We start from the raw sequence: 19,132 nt of genomic DNA on the forward strand, positions 1-19,132 counted from the left end.
CAGGTGAGAGTGAACTCATTCTGGACGACTGCCTTTAAACGGCTAGCCCGCAGGAGTTGTCCGTACGACTCCGTACGACCACCTTGAGCTCTCGGCAGAAAACGCTGCACTACAGCGGGATTTCCGCCCCGTACGGGACGGGTTCGACCGTACGATGTTTACCGTGGACACCACTTCTGAGCCACCACCGGCTCCCGGGTCATCATCAGTCCCCTCTCAGCTTCGTACCCGCGAAGAGCTCGGGGCGGCCCTCACAGAACTCCGAGTGGCCGCCGGCCTGTCGGTACGGGACGTTGTCCGGCAGGTACCCGCACTCTCGCTGGGCACCGCCTCCGGATGGTTCTCCGGCCAGCACGTTCCCACCCGCTCGAGCGAGGCGACTCTCGTCACGGTCCTCGGTCTCCTGGGCGCCTCCGAGGATGCCGACGAGTGGCGCGCGGCCGTCGAACGAATCCGCTCGCGTCCCGGTCCGCGTCGTCTCGGCCGCCGGAAGGAGAACGTGGTCGGCACCCGGGATCCGGGTCGGGATCCCGGTCGGGGCCCCGGTCGGGGTCCGGGTGACGCCGCCCCGGGCGAGGTGGTCCCTGCTGAGGCGACCCCGGCGCGACCCGCCGTCCCCCAGCCCGACGACACGGGCAGCCCCTATGTGGGACTGCGCCCGTACGTCACCGCCGATGCCGCCCTCTTCCGCGGTCGCGGGGCCGAGATCGATCAGATCCTCAGGAGGGCCGCCGCGGCGCGGACCCGGCCCCTGGTTGTGGTGGGGGCCTCGGGGTCGGGCAAGTCGTCTCTGCTCGCGGCCGGCGTCGCGCCACGCTGGGCCGCCGACGGATCGTCGGTGTTGATCATGCATCCGGCGGAGGTGGACGCCGAACCGGCCCGTTCCGCAGACTTCCTGGTGGTCGACCAGCTCGAGGAGATCTGGGCGGGCCACGTCGACGCAGCCCGACGGGCCGAGGTCCTCGCCCTGATGGCAGGTCGCGCGGCGGCCGGGCTGACCACCGTGGCCGCTCTCCGCGCCGACTTCTTCCAGTCCGCGCTGGCCGACCCGGTGCTGCGCGGGTCTCTGGACGATCCCGTGGTGATCGGCCCGCCTAGTCGAGAGGCGCTCGCCGAGATCATCGTGGAGCCGGCCCGTTCCCTCGGATACACCGTCGAACCCTCTCTGGTGACCCTGCTGGTCGACACCGTGTCCCCGGCGGACTCCGCGGGGGACGAACGTTCCCTGCTGCCGCTGCTGTCCCACGTTCTCCTGGTCTGCTGGGAACGCAGCCGGCGGCGGCGCATCACCGTCGCCGACTACTACTCCACAGGGGGCGTCGAGGGCGCGATCCGGGCGACCGCGGAATCGGTCTACCAGGAACTGGGTCCCGCCGGGCGAGCCGACTGCAGAGCACTCTTCCTCCGCCTCGTCGACGTCCATTCGGCCCGGACGGTCCGCCGCCACGCCCCGCTCGCCGAGCTCTCCGACAGCCTCCTCGCCGTCGCCGCGCCGTTTGCCGCCGCGGGGCTCCTCACCGTCGACGGCGAGGCCGTCACCCCCACCCACGAGGTCCTCTTCTCCTCGTGGCCCCGGTTGGTCGACTGGATCGACGCGGACAGGGAGGGGCTGCGGATCCTCGGACGGGTCCGCTCCGGTGCCGCGGACTGGGAGGACAGCGGCCGCAGTGACGGCGCTCTTCCCCCTGCCTCCGCCACGGCCGACTACCTCCGGTGGCGCGACCTCCTCGCGGACGGATCGGGAGTGCATCTCGGCCCCTCCGAGAAGGACTTCCTGGACGAGGCCGCCGATCATCACGAATCGGTCAGCCGCCATGACCGCAGACGGATCCGGACGCTCACCACTCTCGCCGCCTCGCTCGCGACGGTCACCATCCTGGCGTTTGTCGCCAGCGGCTTCGCGCTCCGCGCGACCGCGACCGCGGAGGCGACCCGCGATACCGCTCTGTCCCGCTCCGGGGCGGTCTCCTCGACCACCGCGTTCTCCCGGGACCCCGCACTGGGGAGGGCCCTCGCGCTGGCCGCCTACCGGATCCATCCCACCGCCGAGGCGCGGTCGGCGCTACTCAACACGAGTCGGGCCGACGTGCCCCTGCGGTTTCAGACCGCCCCCGGTACCGGACGGGTCCTGCCGCTGGCGGGGGCTTCCTCCTTCGCCTCCGTCGGCGCCGACGGCACCCTCAGACTGTTCGGTGAGGGAGGAACCGGATTGACCGCGTCGCTCGACCTGGCCGCGGTCGGACGGAGCGAACTCTATGCCGCCGACCTCTCCGCGGACGGGACCATCCTCGCCGTCGCCGGTCAGGGCGGGGTCCACCTGGTCGACGTGCGCGATCCCGCCGCGCCCGTGCCGCTCACCACCCTCGAGCCCGACTCGGTGTCGTTCCACTCCGTCGCCTTCTCCCCTGACGGCCGGACTCTCGCGGCCGGGTCCGGGGACGGCCGGGTCCTGCGCTGGCCGGTCGCGCGGCGGGGCGACCTGCCCGCCGTGACCGACCCCCGAGCCGCCGTGGCCGCGCCCGATCCCGGCGGCGAGGTCGCCAAGGCAGTGGAGTCTCTGGCGTGGCTCCCCGACTCGACGACCCTGCTGGTGGCCAACCGGACCCCGGGCCTCAAGACGCTCCTCGATGCCGGAGCCGACGGGACCGGACGACGCGGCCCCACCCTCGACACCGGAGCGGCGAACATCCCGCTGGCCGTCGCGGTGAATCGGGACAGCACCCAGATCGCGGCGGGGACCACCGGCCGCGCGCTGCACCGCTGGGAGCTCCGGGGCGGCGACCTCTCGGGAGCCCGACCGCTGACCTCGCTCGGGGACTGGAACGCCTACGTCAACGACGTCTCCTACGACGACCGGGGACGTCTGGCCGCGGCGGGCTCGGACGAGCGGATCCGCGTCTACGACCCCGCCGGGGCCATGCTGATCGAACTCCCTGCATCACAGGTGGCCACCGGGGTCAGCTTCCTGGGAGAACACCACCTGATCACGTTCTCCGTCGACGGCCTCGTCCGTCTCTGGCCCCTGGACCGCCTGGGGGCCGCCTCGGAGACCAATTCGATCTTCCAGACCGCCTCGTCCGCGGATCGGGCCACCGGGGCGCTCGGCGTGACGGCCTCGGAAATGCACCACACCGTCGTCGACACCAGGGGAACGGTCCCGGTCGAGACAGGGCGCGTCGTCCCCGACCCGGGGACCAGGTTCAGCGGCTCGTTGGCCATGTCCCCGGACGGACGGACCATCTATTCCGGGCTGTCGGACGGCGGCGTCCAGATCTTCACCGCCCCGTTCGGGCCCGCCACCCGCTCGGCGGCCAGGCTGCCCGTCACGTCCGGGGTCGTGGTCGCGACTCCCTTGAGCCCGGACGGCCGCACCCTTGCCGTCTGCAGCGACACCAGCCCGGAGCTCGGACTGGTGGACGTCAGCGACCCGTCCCGGCCGCGGCTCCGGGTGACCGTCCCGCTCCCCGACGCCTGTGTGGTCGCGGAGTTCTCCGCGGACTCCCGGCAGCTCGTCGTGACCACCCTCGGCCCGGAGACGGTGATCCTCGACGTCGCGGACCCGGGCCGGCCCACGGTCGTGCACCGGCTCGACACCGGGATCGGGGGCTCACCGGCGGCGGGCTACGCCCACCGCGAACCACTGCTGGCCACCTCCGGCGGGGACAAGACGGTGCGGTTGTGGGATGTGGCCGACGCGGCGGCACCCCGGGAACTGTCGTCCTTCACCGCGCCGCCCGGAGAGATCTACTGGGCGGCGTTCTCCGCCGACGATTCCCGGTTGCTGCTCACCTCGAGCACCGGGCAGGTCACCGTCGTCGACGTCTCCGACCCCGGCGCCCCGGAGCCGTGGGCGGTCCTCGGCTCGACCACCGACCCCCTGCTCTACCAGGGGCGGATCGCTTCCCCGACGGGCGCGCTGCTAGCGGTGGGGGCGGAGGGGGCGCTCTGGATGTGGCAACTCGACGTCGACCGCGTGGTGAGCGAGTCGTGCGCTGGCGGAGTGCAACTCACCGGCGAGGAGTGGGAGCAGCACTTCCCGGACACCGAGCCGTTCGACCTGTGCGGGTGAGGCGCCTCAGCCGTGCTGGAGCCCGATCGTGAGCGAGAGGATCACCGGTATCACGGTGAGGAAGAGGAACGCCGCCACGGTCCAGGAGATCCACACGGGCTGACGCCAACCCGCACGGAATCCGCCGGCGGCGGTGACCATGCAGATGAAACCGACGAGGATGCACAGGAACATCCAGATCATGGCGCTGGTGCTCATCGGACGGTGTTCTCCTTCTCATGGAACCGGGCGGGCGGCGGGGCGCCTCGGTCGGGCGGCGGGGCACCTCGGTCGGCCGGCGGGGTGCCTCGGTCGGCTGGCGCTCCGATCAGGGGTTCGTCGGGGTCGGCGAGCACCCCGGCCAGCGGATCCGGCCCCCCGGGCGTGCCCTGGTGCGTCATCCGGACCAGGTCCAGGTGCGGCCGGTAGATCTCGCGGATCACCACCGCGCAGATGGCCACCACCATCAGGTCGCGGATCAGGACGAGCGGGTGGAACGTCTCGGGGCCGATGCCCTTGTTGGCCACACCGTGGAAGTACGACATGTGCGCCACCCACAGCAGCGCGTCGAAGACCATCCACGGGACCAGCAACTTCACGCGCGGGACGGCGAGCACCGCCAACGGGACCAGCCACAGCGAATACTGCGGGCTCCACACCTTGTTGGTGAGCAGGAACGCCGCCACGATGAGGAATGCCAGCTGGGCGACCCGGGGAGTGGTGGCGGCGGTGAGGCCGATCGCGAGCACGGCCACACAGCTCAGGGCGAACAGCATCAGGGAGACCATGTTGAGGGTGGCGGGAGCCTCGCCCGCCGCGCGCCCGACATCGAAGCCGCCCCAGCCGGTGAGGGTCTGGACGACGGCGTAGATGCTCTCCGGGTTCGCGGGCCTGACCGAGTTGAGGCGGAAGAACTCCTTCCAGCCCTCGGGGAACGGGATCATGACGGGCAGGTTGACGGCCAGCCAGGCCGCCACCGCGGCCGCCGCCGCCTTGCCCAGATCCGCGAAACGCCTGCGGCGGATCGCGACCACGAGCAGGGCGCCGAAGAGGAACAGCGGATAGAGCTTGGCCGCCACGCCGATGCCCAGCACGACACCGGCCCAGACCGGCCTGCTCCGCGCCCACAGCAGCAACGCCGTGGACGCGAGCGCGACGGCCATCAGGTCGTAGTTGGTGAACGCCTGGAAGATGATCAGCGGGCTGGCGGCCATGAGCAGGGTGTCCCAGGGCCGGCGCCCCGCGGAGAGGTAGGTGGCCCAGACGGCGACCATCCACAGGAACGCCAGGATCACGCAGCCCAGCAGGAAGTACTTGACCACCTCGATGGGTCCGCCGGGCGCAACGGCGTGCCAGGCCTGGGCGGCCTGCGCGGTGACGTACTGGAACATCCCGGACACCACCGGGTACTCCATGTACCGCACCACACCGTCGTCGCTGACCCACATGTACTTGTAGGGCAGCGCCCCGGTGTCCAGTCCCTCCGCGGAGTAGAGGGGCAGCGGATCGGCGTAGCACGCCTTGAAGTACTGCTGCCCGTCCCAGTTCAGCCCGGGCTGCGAGCCGTCGGTCGGCGTGGTGGTCTCCAGGCAGGCCGCCTTGGAGAAGAACCCGAATGCCAGGAACAGGACCGCGAACATCATGATCACGCGCAGCGGCGTCCAGAACCGCTGGCGGCCCACCGCCGCGTGTCGCCCGACCGGCCCGCCCCACGCGTCCAGGGCCGCCGCGGCGCCACCGCCACCGCCGTCACCGGCCCCGTCGCCGTCGCCGGGGCGGAGCCGGTCCTGCGGCCCGAGGACACGCAGATCGTCGTCGAGCGGCAGCGGGGAGATACGGCCGGGGCTCTGCACGGTCACACCCTAGTGCAACCGCATTTCGCCTCAGGCGCCGTCGTCGCCCGCAGTGCCGCCGCCGCCGGCTTCTCCGCCACCGCCCGGCACCGCCGGTTCGGGGGCGGGCGCGGGGACGGGCGCGGGGACGGGCGCCGGTGCCCCGGCTCCGGGGATCACGATCTCCGGCAGACCCGGGACGTTGAGCGTGAGCGGGCCCGGGGCCTGGGGCGCGGGAGCGGGCGCTACGGGCGCGGGAGCCGCACTGGTCTGCGGGACGAACTGCTCCGTGGCGACGGTCTCGTCGCCGGTGCCCGAACCGGTGCCCGAGGACTCCCACTGGGACGTTCCGGCCTGACCACCGATGTACCCGGGTTCGGGGAAGTCCTCCCACGGGGCGTTGGCGAGCGCGCCGTCCATGGCCGATTTCCAGATGTCGGCGGGCACTGAGGCGCCGTACATCACGCCGCCGTAGGAGTTGAACAGCGGCTTGTTCTCGTCCGTACCCACCCAGACCGCCGTCGCGTTCGACGGGGTGTAGCCGACGAACCAGGCGTCCTTGTTGTATCCGGTGTCACCGAGCTGGGTGGTGCCGGACTTGGCGGCCGAGGGCCGGCCGCCGGCCAGCGAGTGCCCGTTGGAATAGGCGGCGATCGGCTCCATGGCGGAGGTGAGGTTGTTGGCCACGTCGGCGCTGACGACCTCCTCGCCCTCGACCGAGGTGCTGTCCAGCAACACCTCGCCGTCGGCGGTCTCCACCTTCTGGATGAAGTGCGTGGGCCGGTGGACGCCCTCGGCCGCGAACGTGGCCAGGCCGGTGGCCATGTCGCGCACGCGGATCGGGTACTGACCCAGGATCAGACCGTCGTAGGGGTCCTCGCCCTGCTCGCTGAGCGTCTCCCAGGGCAGGCCCGGGATCTCCTTGGGGATGCCGACCCGGTGGGCCATGTCGCGGACGTCGTTCGCCCCGTTGTCCAGGAGGCGCTGGAGCCGGATGAAGGAGGTGTTGAGCGACATCTTGAGCGCCTGCGAGATCGAACACGACCCGCAGGACTGGCCGTCGACGTTGGTGACGGTGACGTCGCCCGTGGTCACGGGGGCCGACGAGATCTGGGTGCCCAGGCCGATGCCCTGGTCCAGGGCCGCGGCCACGCCGAAGACCTTGAAGGTCGAGCCGGTCTGGAGCGGGGCGTTGGCGTAGTCCCAGCCCTCGGCCTCCTCGCCGCCGTAGTACCCGATCACGCCGCCCGTCCGGGGGTTGATGGAGACCACGGCGGTCCGGTTCTCCGGGTTCTCCCCCTGCATGTTGGTGCGCGCGGCGTTCACGACCGCGGCCTGGGTGGTGGGGTCGATCGTGGTGGTGATCTTCAGGCCCCGGGTGTTGAGCATCTGCTCGTCGATGCCCGCCTGGGCGAGCTCGGCCAGGACCTGGCGGCGGATCGGACCGTTGGTCGGATCGCCCACGTTCTGCTCGACCGCCTGCGGGTCCTCGACGACCTGCGGGAAGGTCGCCATCCCGCGCTGCTGGGCGTCGATCGCACCCATGTCACGCATGCCGTCCATGACGTAGTTCCAGCGGGACTCGGAGGCGGAGGCGTTGTTCAGCGGGTCCAGCGCGGACGGCGACTGGATGACCCCCGCCAGCATCGCGCCCTCCTCCACCGTGAGGTTCTCGACCGGCTTGTTGAAGTAGGCGGTGGACGCGGCGGCGATCCCGTAGGCGCCACGGCCGAAGTAGATGGTGTTGAGGTAGGCCTCGAGGATCTGGTCCTTGGACCACTCGTTGGTCATCTTGGCGGCGATGATGATCTCTTTGGCCTTGCGCTCGTAGGTGCGCGCGTCGCCGACCATGGTGTTCTTGACGTACTGCTGCGTGATGGTCGAGCCGCCGCCGGCGCCCGACTTGCCCGTGACCTGGCCGACCACGGCGCGGCCGATGCCGGTCGGGTCGAAGCCCTCGTTGGTGTAGAAGCTGCGGTCCTCGGCGGCGATGACGGCGTTGCGCACGTGCACCGGGATCGCGTCGATCTCCACGAGCGTGCGGTTGCCCTCCGGCGGGACGATGCGGCCGACCATCGTGGTGCCGTCGCTCTGGTAGATCTCCGAGATCTGGTTGGTGGCCACGCTCCCGGGACGCGGGATCTCCGTGCGGTTGTAGGTCACCCCCACGATCACGAGGGGGATCACCACCAGGACGACGGCGAGGAGGATCAGCGTCGTCCAGACCGGATGACTCCGGAACCACCCGCGCGGACGCTGGGAGCCGCCCCGGTCCTCGTCGACTCCCCGACGGGCCCTCTCACTCTGCGACATCTTCCACCCTCCTGCGAGCAGGTCCGGCCGTCCGGGAGTCCCCCGGTGACGGTGCTCTGGCGACCATTGTGTACGAAAATGCCCCCAGTCCTGAACTCGACGCACCTCCCCGGGTGTTCCCGCGGCGTCGCTCAGCGGTGTCGGCGGAGCTCCCGGACCGCCCGCCGGACCCGCCGGCCCTCGCCTGATTCGAGTCCCACGTCGTAGGACTCCACCAGGTGGTTCCACGAGCAACTCCGGCACACCTCGACCACGTGGACGGTGAAGGCGTCGTGCGTCAGGGCCAACTGCTCGATCTCGTCGGCACCGCGCGCCGAGCCCGACGCGGCGCCCAGGTCGTCCCCGAAGACCCAGGAGACCTCGGCGAGGTTCTCCTTGCGGCACACCGGGCAGACCGTGTCGGTGACGACGCCGTGGAAACCGGCGGCGCGCAGGAGGTAGACGTCCGCATCGCACACCTCGTTCAGCCCGAGGGCACCCTCCCGGAGTTCTGCCAGGACCCCACGACGACGCAGCGCGAAGTCCACCACCCGACGACGCCTCAGCGCGTCGCGGCCGGTGGGATCCTCCGGACCCGGTGGGAGACCGGGTGTCGGGTAGCGGGAGTCGGCCTGGTCCACGCAGCAAGCCTACGACTCTCCCCGGGTGCCGGGGAGAGACCGGGGTGGACTCGGATGCGATCCGTCGGGGCGATGCCACGAGCCGGTATATCGGCTCGATACATCAGGAGGTGTACTGTCGGTATCCGTCGCGGAAACCCGCAGGCATGACAGGCGGGAAGGAGGAGGTGTAGTGCTCGAACTGGCCATTCTGGGACTGCTCGACGAGCGCCCCATGCACGGTTACGAGCTGCGCAAGCGGCTGTCCGAGATGCTCGGGACGGTCCGGACCGTGTCCTTCGGCTCGCTCTACCCGACACTTCGCCGCCTCCAGCAGCAGGGCGACATCGTCGAGGACGCCTCTGCGGCCACCGCCACCCGTCCGCCGGCCACCGCGCGACGCGGTCGCAAGACCTACCGCATCACCGCCGGCGGCAAGGAGACGATGTCCGCGCTGCTCGACGAGCCGGGAGCCGCCTCGTTCGGCGACGACGGCTTCGGTGTCCACCTGGCCTTCTTCGACCGCATCCCCGGGCCCGCCCGGGTACGCCTCCTGGAGGGACGGCGACGAGTGCTCGAGGAGCGTCGCGAGGGACAGCGGGACGCCGCCGCCCGCACGGGCCCGACCGAACTGCGCTACGCCCGGCAGCTCACCCTGCTCGGTCTCGAGACCAGCGAGCGCGAACTGCGTTGGATCAACGAACTCATCCACACAGAGAACCCATCACAAGGAGAACCCCAATGACCGACCAGAAGGTGCGCGTCGCGATCGTCGGCGTCGGCAACTGTGCGTCCTCGCTCGTCCAGGGCGTCGAGTTCTACAAGGACGCCCGGATCGACCAGGCCGTCCCCGGCCTCATGCACGTCAAGTTCGGTGACTACCACGTCAACAGCGTCGAGTTCGTCGCCGCGTTCGACGTCGACGGCAAGAAGGTCGGCATGGATCTCGCCGAGGCCATCAACGCCTCCGAGAACAACACCCTCAAGCTCTGCGACGTGCCGCCGACCGGCGTCACCGTCCAGCGCGGCCCCACCCTCGACGGCCTGGGCAAGTACTACCGGATGACCATCGAGGAGTCCGACGCCGAGCCCGTCGACATGGTCCAGGCCCTGCGCGACGCCGAGGTCGACGTCCTGGTCAGCTACCTGCCGGTGGGCTCGGAGGAGGCCGACAAGTTCTACGCGCAGTGCTGCATCGACGCGAACGTGGCGTTCGTCAACGCCCTGCCCGTCTTCATCGCCTCCGACCCGGTCTGGGCCGAGAAGTTCCGCGCCGCCGGCGTGCCGATCGTCGGTGACGACATCAAGTCCCAGGTCGGCGCCACCATCACGCACCGCGTCATGGCCAAGCTGTTCGAGGACCGCGGCGTCGCGCTGGACCGCACGTACCAGCTCAACGTGGGCGGCAACATGGACTTCAAGAACATGCTCGAGCGCGACCGCCTGGAGTCCAAGAAGGTCTCCAAGACCCAGGCCGTCACGTCCAACCTCGAGGGCTCGCTCAAGAACAAGGTCCACGACCGCAACGTCCACATCGGCCCGTCCGACTACGTGGAGTGGCTCGACGACCGCAAGTGGGCGTACGTTCGCCTCGAGGGACGGGCGTTCGGTGATGCTCCGATCAACCTCGAGTACAAGCTCGAGGTGTGGGACTCCCCCAACTCGGCCGGCATCATCATCGACGCGGTCCGGGCTGCCAAGATCGCCAAGGACCGCGGCATCGGCGGACCGATCCTCCCGGCGTCGGCCTACCTCATGAAGTCGCCGCCGGTCCAGATGGCCGACGACAAGGCTCGCGCCGAGCTCGAGACCTTCATCATCGGGGCCTGACCACCCGCTGCAGACAGGAACGTATGACCCCCACCGCGACGGACCACATCAGCACCCGAGACGTCGCGGCCGGTCGCCGGGGCTCGGCCGTCATCGCGCTGGCGATGGCGGCCGGAGTCGCTCTCGCCGGATGTTCGGGGGGCGGGGAGCCTGAACCCGCCACGTCGCCGACCACGCAGGTGACCACCTCGTCGTCGTCGACCCCCACGTCCACCCCACCCGCGACGGAGACCGTCGCTGCGATCTCGGTGCCCACCTCGACCGCGGCCCCCGCGGCCCCGGCGCCGCCACCCGCCCCGTTGCCCGCCAACGTGGTGGGTACCGGGGGGCCGTGTCAGCTCGTCGGCGACCTCGCGCAGGCCGACGACGGCTCACCGCTGTTCTGCCTGGAGGACCCGGGCGGGGCCGGCCCGCTGTGGCTCCCGCAGCCCGGCGCGGGCCCGGACGGGACCGGCCCGGGGGTGCTCGGCCGGCCCTGCATGCAGGAGGGGGTGGGCGTCACCACCCCGGACGGTGCGGTCCTCACCTGCCGTCTCACCGGCGGCGGGGACGTGCCCGGCGGGCTCTACTGGCAGTAGAAGCGTCCACTCCGGTTGCAGTCGGACCAGTACGTATATTGACTGGGCAACATCCGACCGACCCCTCATCCGGAGGCCTGATGACCCAGACACGGTTCGCCCACATCGAGGTCGACGACGGTGTCTACGCACCTCAGCACGACTCGCTGCTCCTCTGCGAGGCCCTGGATCAGGTCGACCTGGTGGCGGGCAAGCGGGTCCTCGACATCTGTACAGGAAGCGGGATCCTGGCGATCGAGGCCGCGCTGAAGGGGGCGCGGGAGGTCCTCGCGTACGACATCTCCCCCGACGCGGTCGCCTGCGCCGCCCGCAACGCCGAGCGCGCGGGGGTCCGGGTGGACGCCCGGGTGGGGACCCTCGCCGACGCCCGCCGGGCCGGACCCTTTGACGTGGTGATCTCCAACCCGCCCTACGTCCCGTCCGACACACCCCTCAAGGGGACCGGTCCCAACCGGGCATGGGACGCCGGGGCGAACGGGCGGGTGGTCCTGGACGAGCTGTGCGATCTGGCCCCCGAACTGGTGACCCCCGGCGGGTCCATGCTCATCGTGCACTCGGAGTTCTCGGACCCCCCGCAGACCATCAGTCGACTCCAGGGCGTGGGCTTCGACGCGCGGCAGGTCGCCAGCCAGGTGGTGGACTTCGGCCCGGTCATGCTCGACTACGCCGAGCGGCTCGAGGCGGCCGGACTGCTCGAGCCCGGTCGCCGGACCGAGGAGCTGGTGGTGATCCGTGTCGACCGCCGGTGAGCGGGCGGCCCGGGTGGTCCGGATCGTCCCCGGTGGGCCGATGCTGGTGGAGGGGCCGGTGGATCTGGTGACCGCTGACGGCGACCGGGTGTGCTCGGACCGCTTCATGGTGGCCGTGTGCACGTGCAGGCGCAGCAAGAACTACCCGCTGTGCGACACCAGCCACCGACGCAAGGTCCGGTCCACCGACCCGGAGTGAGCCGGCCCTCGCCATGCTGCAGGTCGTGTGGCGGAGCGGACTCCGGGCTCAGACCAGCAACGAGGACTCCCCGCGGCGCCACGCGGCCAGCATCTTCTCGGCCGCAAGCTCGTCGAGGTAGTCCAGCGTGCGCATGCCAAAGACCACGTCGGGCGCGAGCTCCGGTTCCCGGTGCACCAGGTCGCCCACCACGTCGTGGCGCATGACCTGCTCGTGAACCGCGTCGGCCTCCACGTGCTCGGCGTAGAAGTGCACGCACTCCTCCGGGGCGCCCATCCGGCGCAGGCCCGCGACCAGCCGCGCTGATCCCGGCGACGACGTGATCTCGATGGCGGCGAAGTGCCCGATCGCGGCGCCGCGCAACGACCGGTGCAGCCCGAACAGCGACATGAGGTTCACCGTGGCGAGCGTCTCCGCGGACACCCTGTCGAGGTAACCCAGGTATGTCGCGTCCAGCCCGGCTGCGGTCATGAGGTCGGCCCACAGCTGCTGGTGCACGCGCTCGCCGCGGCCGCCGCCGAACTCGTCGAACTCCACGGCCACGAACGACGCCTTGGCCTGGCCCTGCAGGCGCGGGATCGTGAACGCGTGGGGGTCGCCCTCCTTCAGGTGGTACAGCGACCGGTGCGCGAAGTACTCGCACAGCTGATCCCACGAGCCCTCTTCCTTGAAGTACCAGGACGGGCCGGTGCCGGACGTCGCCTCGACCGAGAGCGCGTCCATCTCCGCGACGGGGTCGTCTCCGGGTTCGACCGCTCCACGCAGGTGGTCGAGGAAGAGCGCCTCCAGGTCCCGCCGCAACCGCAGCAGCTCGGGGTCCCACTCCAGGTCGGCGTCGACGCCGTCGAAGCCGCGGTAGTGGAGCTCGTAGAGGGTGTACAGCGCAAGCTGCAGGTCCCGGCCCAGGGGTTCGGTGTCCGCGGGGACGGCCGGGAGTCCATCGGTCCGGCCCGTCGACAACGCCGTGACAACCGCCTCCGACAGCGGCCCGCTGGAGGCGGGCAGCGCAGGGGCGATCTGCGGGGTCGTGGTCTCAGGAGTCGCGACAGTCATGCCTCTTGTCTACCCGTGATCGCGCAGGGCCTCCACCGGCGGCCTGCTGGTGACCGGGGAGATCACTGGCACGCTGACGGGCGGGACCGGCACGACCGGGCGGGGTGCCGCGGGGCCCGTGTCGCCCGTCCCCGAGTTGCCCGGCAGAGCGCCATCGCAAGCGCCGCCGGTCGCGCTGCCGGCAGCCTAGGCCCAAGAGGCAGTGTGAGTGGCGGGGCGTGCGCTGCGGGAGTGCTCGCCGGTCTCGATCTGCACGCTCAACCCTCGCGGTCGAGGCGGGCGAACGCGTCGAGGATGCGGGCGCCGTGCGGCAGCGCACGCTCGTCGAGGACGAACGCGGGGTGGTGCAGATCCGACTCGCGAGAGGACCCGTCCCACACGCCCAGGCGCAGGTAGACGCCGGGGATCTCCTCGGTGTACCAGGCGAAGTCCTCGCCGCCGCTCGACTGCGTGGCGGACCCCACCCCGTCGGCTCCGAGAACCCGCTCCACGGCGGTCGCGGCCAGTTCGGCGCACTCGTCGTCGTTCACCACGGGCGGCACGCCCTGGACGTACTCCACCTCCGTTCGGACGCCGTACAGGGCGCCGATCTTCTCGACGGCCTCGCGGACCAGGGGCTCGACGGTGGCCCACACGTCCCGGTCGGCGCTGCGCAGGGTGCCCCAGATCTCGCCCGAGTCGGGGATGACGTTGGGCGCGGACCCGCCGGCCTTGATCGAGGCCCAGGTCAGGACGGTGCCCGAGCGCGGGTCGATCTTCCGGTCCACCACGCCCGTGACGCCGGTGACGATCTGGGCGAGGGCGAAGACCGTGTCCTGGGTCTCGTGGGGGCGGGCGGTGTGCCCGCCGTCGGAACGGACGGTGATGCCGATCTTGGCGTTGGACGAGGTGATGGCACCACCCGTTACCCCCACCTCGCCGACCCGCCGGTGGGGGTCGCAGTGCAGCGCGAGGATCCGGTCCACGCCCTCCACGACGCCCTCCTCGACGCAGTCCTTGGCGCCGCCGGGCATGGTCTCCTCGGCAGGCTGGAAGATCAGCCGCACCGGGCGGGGCGGCGGGTCGGCGACCAACAGCTCGGCCGCGCCGAGCAGCATCGCCGTGTGGCCGTCGTGCCCGCAGGAGTGGCTGACGCCCTCGACCTCCGAGGAGAAGGACTCGCCGGATTCCTCGCTCATGGCCAGCGCGTCGATGTCCGCGCGCAGGGCCACCACGTCAGTCGCGGTGGCGCCGGAGGCAGCCGCGACGTCGCACCACAACCCGGTGCCCAGCTCGAACCGCTCGGGCTTCAGCCCCATCTCCCGGAGCTCGGCCTCGATGTAGTCGGTCGTCTCCCGCTCCGCGTAGGACAACTCCGGGTGAGCATGGATGTGCCGCCGCCACGCGACCAGCCGGCTGTCGAACCCTGCCGGATCACGCGGTTCACTCTTCTTGTTCCCGAACACCGAACACCTCCTGACAGAACTGGACCACCCGGTCGCCGAGTAGCTGCCGGTTGGCCAATTTCACGAACTCGTGACCCTCGTCCTCGAAGAGCAGCACGTCCACCGGCACCCCGCGCGCCCGCAGTGCGTCGACGGCCTGGCCGGTCTCGGTGAGCGGGACGTTGGTGTCGTGCGCGCCGTGGATGAACAGGACGGGGACGTCGATCCGGTCGTACCGCCGCAGCGGCGAGGCCTGCAGGAGCAGTTCCCGCTCCTGCAGGGGGTTGCCGTACTTGGGGTACGCGGCCGCGGCGATCCAGGGCTCGGTGGTGCGGTAGAAGGTCAGCAGGTCACTCATCCCGCACGCGGCTATCCCCCCGCACCACCGGCCGGCGTGGCGCACCAACGAGGCGTTGACCAGGTAACCGCCGTAGGAGCGGCCCGAGACCACGGCCCGGGCGGGGTCGGTGATCCCCTCCTCGACGAGGTGCAGCAGAGCGTCCTCGACGTCGTCGATCCCCGAGAAGCGCCCGTAACGGTCGTCGGCGTGGCTGAAGAACCGCCCGGACCCGGTCGAGCCGCGCACGTTGGGCAGGAAGTAGTTCACGCCGATGTCCAGACAGCGGCGGGCGATGTCGTTGAAGACGGGCCTGGACTGACCCTCCGGGCCCCCGTGGAGATGCACCACGGTGGGCGCGGGCTCGCCACTGGGGTCGAACCGGTAGAGCCACCCGGTCAGCTGGAGCCCGTCGCGGGCGGCGAAGCGCACCAGATCAGGTGCCGGATCGGGTTGTTCCGGCGGCCGGCCGGTCCACCTGTGGTTCTCCAGGTCGTACATGACCACGCGGGGCGGCTGGTCGAGACTCTGGACGGTGAGCGCGAGCAGCCTGCCGTCAGCGGTGAGGGTGGGTGACGACGCGACGACCTCCGGCAGCGGGGGCCTGTGGACCACCCGGGGGCGGTTCCGCGTCAGGTCGAGCACCTCTATCTCGGACAGGCCGCCCCGCACGTTCCACAGCAGTACGGCGGTGGACCGGTCCAGGCTCACCTCGACCCGGTCGAGGTCGGCGTCGTCGCGGAACGCCACCGGCCAGGACTCCGTGCTGTCCTCGTCCGCCACCACCGCGAGCAGGCCCATCCGGTCCGCCGAGTGGTCGCTGCGCACGATCATGCGCATGGGCTGGTCGTCGCCGCCGGCCTCGAGGATGACGCCGGCGTCCGTCGTGGACCCCGTGTCGACGGGTAGCAGGGGCCACCACTGGCCGTCCGGTGCGATGCGCAGCAGTTCACGGTGCCCGCGGGCGCCCACCCGGAACAACGCGGCACCCCCCCGGGCGTGGACCAGGGCCCCGCCCATCCGGCGGTCCACCACCGTGATGTCCCCGGTCTCGGGATCCACGAGCCGGCCCTCGGCGAGTCCCTCGGAGTCGAAGGCGGTCACCGCCAGCAGGTCGCCGTCCCAGCCGACGATCTGCACGGTGGCGTCGCCCAAGGTGTCGATGGGGTAGACCTCGTGGTCGTCCGGGTCGGTGGTGACCAGCCAGATCCGCTCGCGCTCACCGCCGTCCGGGGCGACCTCGCAGGCGAGCCACCTGCCGTTGGGCGAGTACGCCACGCGGCGGACTGGACCGTTGACCGGCAGCACCACGTCCCGCTCCGGTCCGGCCCCGTCGAGGCCGCCCGGCCCCAGCGGCCGTTGAACGGCGCGCGGGTAGCCCGTGCGCTCGGTGACCACGCACGCCAGCATTGACCCGTCCGGGGACAGGTTCGGCGAGGTGGTGTGCCGGATCTGGGCGGGCCCCCCGACGGCCTCGTCAGGGGGGCCCGCGGCGTCCCGCGACGTCGCCTCTTCGGTGACCTCAGTGGTCTCGGTGCTGTCAGGCACGGTGAATCCAGGTGTCCTTTCCGCCGCCTCCGCTCGAGGCATTGACCACCATCGTGCCCGCCGGCGCCACCCGCGTCAGTGCGACGGGCGGGGCAGAGGCGAGGATCTCACCCGAGGCACCGGCCCGCAGCATGACAAACGCCCTCATGTCGACGTGCCGCCGCTGGAGTTCGCGGCCGTCGAAGGTCGGCAGCGTGGACAGCGGCTGCACCTCCTGGGCGACAAACCGGTCTCCGTGACGCCGCAGTTCCTCGCGCCGCTCGTCCAGCTCGCGGGGCGAGCACTCCGGGCCCACGGTGATGTCGGACCCTCCGTAGCCGTCGATCGGCTTGACCACCAGCTCGCCGAGCCGGTCCAGGACCTGCTGCAACTGCTCGGGGTCGGCGCACAGCAGCGTGTCCACCTGGCCGATGAGCGGCTTCTCGCCCAGATAGAAGTCGATGATCTTCGGCACGAGGGCGTAGACCGCCTTGTCGTCGGCCGCCCCGTTGCCGGGCGCGTTGACCACGGCCACCCCGCCCTGGGCCATGGCGCTGAGCAGGCCCCGGCGGAGCACCGTGCCGTCCGCGCCGGTGGAGGACAGCAGCATCTCCTCGTCCATCCGGACGAACAGGAGGTCCACGGGTTCGCTCCCGGACCCCTCGGTCCGCCACACCCGGTTCCCCTCGCACCGCAGCTGGTCCGGGGTGACCAGCACCCCGCCGATCGCGGCGGAGACCTGGTTGAGGTCAAAGGACCCGCGCTCGTCCTCGGCGATCACCACCGCGATCGCCGGGTCGTCGACGCCCTCGGGCGCGGCGGCACGCAGCGTGTCGGAGAGCATGCCGAGCGCGTCCCGGGGGTCGTGCACCTCGGAACGCGCGCCGAACTCGGGGTAGCCCTCGGTGATCCGGTCGCGCAGCGCGACCGCCATCGCCAACCCCCCGGGCATCCGCAGGTTGTCCTCGAGGACGATCCACTCGCCCGGCGCGGTGGAGACCAGGTCCACACCACAGACGGGCGCGTGCAGGACGCCCTCAGGGACGGAGCGCCCGGTGGGCCGGAATCCCGGCGCCCGTTGGAGCGCCTCGGCGGGGACCACGCCCGCCCGGGTGATCTCGCCCGCCCCGTAGATGTCGCGCAGGAACATCTCCATCGCCCGCGCCCGCTGCTCGATGCCGGTGGTGATCCGCGCCCACTGGTCGGCCGGGACGATGCGCGGGACGGCGTCGAGCGGGAAGACCTGCGGCTCGTCCCTGCCGTACACCTTGAGGGTCACCCCGAGGGCGCCCAGCCGTTCGTCCACCTGTTCCTTGCGCTCGCGCAGCGCCTCGGGCCCCAGGTCGGAGACGGCCTTGAGCACGTCCACGTACTCGGGCCGCGGGACGCCGTTCTCGGAGATCGCCTCGTCGTGCACCTCCTCGGTCACCGCCTCACCGAGCGGCGAGTACGCGCCGAGCATGGACCGCATCCCCGGGTCGTCCGCCGTCTCGCGCGGCCGGATCCGGCCGACGGTCTCGGCCATCAGGACCGCGATCACGTCGGACCGGCGCCCCCTCCGGCGGTGCGCCGCCCGCTGGCGGGTGGCCGAGGTCCCCGAACTGCGGACCCCGTCGAGCAGGTCCAGCACCAGCTCCATCTCGCCGCCGGACCGGAGGTGCTCGGCGTGGTCGTCGACCAGTCCGGTGAGCACCTCGGTGGCGGGCCGGGGGCGCCCGGTGGCGACGTCCACCAGGTCGCCCTCCAATCCCGACCGTGCCGCGCGCCAGAACGCCGCCGCCAGGACTGCGTCGGAGGGCCCGTCCCAACGGCCGGACCCCGTGTCGTGTCCGGCGCCCCGTGCCGCGAGGACGCGGTCCACCGCCGCGCGGAACAGGGCGGCGACGACGACGAGGGTGTCGATCGTGCTACACGAGTCGCAGGCGACGAGTTCGATCCCGGCCCCGTCCCGGGAGGGCCGGACGTCGACCGAGATCGCCTCCCGTCCCGCGACCACGCCGGTGGCCACGACCTGGTCCTCCAGGGCGAGCGCCTCGGCGGCGGTGTCGGCCGCGTACGCGGGCAGGTGTGCGGGCGACCACTGGGCCTCGAAGTAGCGGGTGGAGGCGTAACCGGAATCGCTGCCGTCCGCCCAGTAGGGCGAGCTCGCCGACAGCGCCAGCAGCACCGGCACGACCGCGGCCACCCGCCGGGCGGCGTACTGGGCCTCGTCGGCGTCGGCGGTCTGGACCACCACGCGGAACCCGGCCGAGGCGCGGGTCTGGGACTCGCGTCCCGGTGCCGGGTGGGGGTGCTGCGGCGCGGGTTCGAACGCCACGCCCGGCGAGGCCAGCGACCCTGCCGCGATCACCCCCGTCCGCAGCCCGCCCGCGACCTCGGCCAGGCGGGCGCGGTTCCGGCCGAGGGCGTCCCCGAGGCGGCCGAGCCCGGTGTGGGTGCCGGCCTCAACCGCCAGGAGGGCGCCGTGCTGCTCCGCCCGGACGTGGCCCTCCTGCCCGGGCTCGCCGGTGTCGCCGAGCGCGGCGAGCACGTCCGCGGCTCGTCGAACCGGTCGCCGGGTCTTCATGTCGACGAGGTGGAGCTCCTCTTCGAGCCTGATCCATCGCTGGGCGTCGGTCATCATTCCCACGCTAAGGGAACTCG

General features: G+C 71.5%; 13 protein-coding genes and 1 pseudogene. 6 read left to right on the top strand and 8 right to left on the bottom strand.

Translation table 11 applies throughout. The annotated features are described in order from the left end of the window. Positions 1 to 154 precede the first annotated feature (154 nt). Positions 155 to 2,446, top strand: a pseudogene (locus tag R4P08_RS18525) (hypothetical protein); the annotation flags it as partial. Positions 2,447 to 4,075: 1,629 nt separating this feature from the next. Here R4P08_RS18525 and R4P08_RS01920 read toward each other — a convergent pair. From R4P08_RS01920 to R4P08_RS01935, 4 genes are all read right to left on the bottom strand, one after another. Beyond that, on the bottom strand, positions 4,076 to 4,267 hold the full coding sequence (locus tag R4P08_RS01920) for a hypothetical protein (RefSeq protein WP_317812058.1): 192 nt from the start codon (positions 4,265 to 4,267) through the stop codon (positions 4,076 to 4,078). After that, positions 4,264 to 5,901 carry a glycosyltransferase family 87 protein gene (locus R4P08_RS01925; RefSeq protein ID WP_317812059.1) on the bottom strand — a complete coding sequence of 546 codons (1,638 nt, stop codon included), beginning with the start codon at positions 5,899 to 5,901 and terminating at the stop codon, positions 4,264 to 4,266. The genes R4P08_RS01920 and R4P08_RS01925 overlap by 4 nt, the downstream gene beginning before the upstream one ends. A gap of 30 nt (positions 5,902 to 5,931) precedes the next feature. Then, positions 5,932 to 8,193, bottom strand: coding sequence for a transglycosylase domain-containing protein (locus R4P08_RS01930; protein ID WP_317812060.1), 2,262 nt, complete (start codon positions 8,191 to 8,193; stop codon positions 5,932 to 5,934). Positions 8,194 to 8,324: 131 nt separating this feature from the next. Continuing rightward, on the bottom strand, positions 8,325 to 8,723 hold the full coding sequence (locus R4P08_RS01935; protein WP_411741141.1) for a DUF5318 family protein: 399 nt from the start codon (positions 8,721 to 8,723) through the stop codon (positions 8,325 to 8,327). 262 nt (positions 8,724 to 8,985) lie between these two features. On the opposite strand from R4P08_RS01935, the gene R4P08_RS01940 reads away from it, so the two are divergent. From R4P08_RS01940 to R4P08_RS01960, 5 genes are all read left to right on the top strand, one after another. Then, the gene (locus R4P08_RS01940) at positions 8,986 to 9,537 is read left to right on the top strand and encodes a PadR family transcriptional regulator (RefSeq protein WP_317812061.1); all 552 of its coding nucleotides are present in this window, start codon (positions 8,986 to 8,988) and stop codon (positions 9,535 to 9,537) included. Continuing rightward, a complete protein-coding gene (locus tag R4P08_RS01945) occupies positions 9,534 to 10,622 on the top strand; it encodes an inositol-3-phosphate synthase (protein WP_317812062.1) in 1,089 nt (362 codons plus the stop codon). Before R4P08_RS01940 ends, R4P08_RS01945 begins: the two co-directional genes overlap by 4 nt. Positions 10,623 to 10,645: 23 nt before the next feature. Next, positions 10,646 to 11,200 (top strand): hypothetical protein, encoded by a 555-nt coding sequence (locus tag R4P08_RS01950; protein ID WP_317812063.1) that lies wholly within the window; start codon positions 10,646 to 10,648, stop codon positions 11,198 to 11,200. 80 nt (positions 11,201 to 11,280) lie between these two features. Continuing rightward, a complete protein-coding gene (locus R4P08_RS01955; protein WP_317812064.1) occupies positions 11,281 to 11,949 on the top strand; it encodes a HemK2/MTQ2 family protein methyltransferase in 669 nt (222 codons plus the stop codon). Positions 11,950 to 11,989: 40 nt separating this feature from the next. After that, the gene (locus R4P08_RS01960; protein WP_317812245.1) at positions 11,990 to 12,148 is read left to right on the top strand and encodes a CDGSH iron-sulfur domain-containing protein; all 159 of its coding nucleotides are present in this window, start codon (positions 11,990 to 11,992) and stop codon (positions 12,146 to 12,148) included. 48 nt (positions 12,149 to 12,196) lie between these two features. Here the strand turns inward: R4P08_RS01960 and R4P08_RS01965 are convergent, their stop codons facing one another. From R4P08_RS01965 to R4P08_RS01980, 4 genes are all read right to left on the bottom strand, one after another. Further along, positions 12,197 to 13,201: an iron-containing redox enzyme family protein gene (locus tag R4P08_RS01965; protein ID WP_317812065.1), complete on the bottom strand. Its 1,005-nt coding sequence runs from the start codon at positions 13,199 to 13,201 to the stop codon at positions 12,197 to 12,199. Positions 13,202 to 13,458: 257 nt separating this feature from the next. Next, complete coding sequence (locus tag R4P08_RS01970) at positions 13,459 to 14,646, bottom strand: amidohydrolase (RefSeq protein ID WP_317812066.1); 1,188 nt, start codon at positions 14,644 to 14,646, stop codon at positions 13,459 to 13,461. Continuing rightward, positions 14,624 to 16,510, bottom strand: coding sequence for a prolyl oligopeptidase family serine peptidase (locus R4P08_RS01975; protein WP_317812067.1), 1,887 nt, complete (start codon positions 16,508 to 16,510; stop codon positions 14,624 to 14,626). The genes R4P08_RS01970 and R4P08_RS01975 overlap by 23 nt, the downstream gene beginning before the upstream one ends. Beyond that, positions 16,503 to 19,109, bottom strand: a complete 2,607-nt coding sequence (locus R4P08_RS01980) for a carboxylate--amine ligase/circularly permuted type 2 ATP-grasp protein (protein WP_317812068.1) — start codon at positions 19,107 to 19,109, stop codon at positions 16,503 to 16,505. The genes R4P08_RS01975 and R4P08_RS01980 overlap by 8 nt, the downstream gene beginning before the upstream one ends. Positions 19,110 to 19,132 lie beyond the last annotated feature (23 nt).

Origin of the sequence: Rhodococcus sp. IEGM 1408 (assembly GCF_033142235.1) — a bacterium.
GTDB lineage: Bacteria > Actinomycetota > Actinomycetes > Mycobacteriales > Mycobacteriaceae > Dietzia.